The organism is Bradyrhizobium sp. BRP56, assembly GCF_020194035.1.
In the GTDB taxonomy this organism is placed as follows: domain Bacteria; phylum Pseudomonadota; class Alphaproteobacteria; order Rhizobiales; family Xanthobacteraceae; genus Bradyrhizobium; species Bradyrhizobium australafricanum.
Genome location: NZ_JADYVV010000167.1, coordinates 1 through 1,334, shown reverse-complemented (window position 1 = coordinate 1,334; position 1,334 = coordinate 1). Strand labels below are relative to the sequence as shown.

The following is a 1,334-nucleotide window of genomic DNA, read 5'->3' as shown; positions in this document are numbered from 1 at the left end:
ACGTCCTCGGAAATCTTCGACGTCGTCGCTTCATGCTCGAACGTCGCCGAGGAATTCTTGGCCTCGACATAGGGCACGGTGTGCGCGCCGCATTTGTCGCCGATCAGAAGCGAGTCGCAGGCGGTGTAGTTGCGTGCGCCGGTTGCCTTGCGATGGGCGCTGACCAGGCCGCGATAGGTGTTTTGCGACTTGCCGGCGGCGATGCCCTTGGAGATGATCCGGCTCGACGTGTTCTTGCCGAGATGGATCATCTTGGTGCCACTATCGACCTGCTGGAAGCCGTTCGAGATCGCGATCGAGTAGAACTCGCCGCTCGAATTGTCGCCGCGCAGGATGCAGCTCGGATATTTCCAGGTGATCGCCGAACCGGTCTCGACCTGGGTCCAGGAGATCTTCGAATTGCGACCACGGCAGTCGCCACGCTTGGTGACGAAATTGTAGATGCCGCCCTTGCCTTCCGAATTGCCCGGGTACCAGTTCTGCACCGTCGAATACTTGATCTCGGCATCGTCGAGTGTAACGAGCTCGACCACGGCGGCGTGCAGCTGGTTCTCGTCGCGCTGCGGCGCGGTGCAGCCCTCGAGATAGGAGACGTAGGAGCCCTTGTCGGCGATGATTAGCGTGCGCTCGAACTGGCCGGTGTTGCGCTCGTTGATGCGGAAATAGGTCGACAGCTCCATCGGGCAGCGCACGCCCGGCGGCACGTAGACGAACGAGCCGTCGGAGAACACAGCCGAATTCAATGTCGCGAAGTAGTTGTCCGAGGTCGGCACCACGGTGCCGAGATATTTCTGCACCAGCTCGGGATGCTCGCGGATCGCCTCCGAGATCGGCATGAAGATCACGCCGGCCGCCTTCAGCTCCTTCTGGAAGGTGGTCGCAACCGAGACCGAATCGAACACGGCGTCGACCGCGATCTTGCGGTTCGGCGTCTGCTCACCACCAGGCGGCGGCTCGACGCCCTCGAGGATCGCGACCTCGCGCAGGGGGATGCCGAGCTTCTCGTAGGTCTTGAGGATTTCCGGATCGATCTCGTCGATCGAGGACAGCGTCTTCTTCGGCTTCGGCGCCGCGTAGTAGTAGATGTCCTGGTAGTCGATCTTCGGATAGTCGACGCGCGCCCAGGTCGGCTCGGTCATGGTCAGCCAGCGGCGATACGCCTCCAGGCGCCATTCCAGCATCCAGGCCGGTTCATTCTTCTTTGCGGAGATGAAGCGGACGGTGTCTTCCGACAGCCCCTTCGGGGCCTTGTCGGACTCGATCAGCGTCTCAAACCCATATCGATACTGGTCGACGTCGATGCGCCGGACGCGCTCGACCGTCTCTTGTACAGC

Annotated in this window: 1 protein-coding gene; it reads right to left on the bottom strand. The window is 61.7% G+C overall.

Translation table 11 applies throughout. The features are described 5' to 3' along the window. The coding region (gene sufB / locus I6F38_RS43180; protein WP_225164683.1) for a Fe-S cluster assembly protein SufB at window positions 1–1,334 on the bottom strand (1,334 nt) is incomplete at both ends.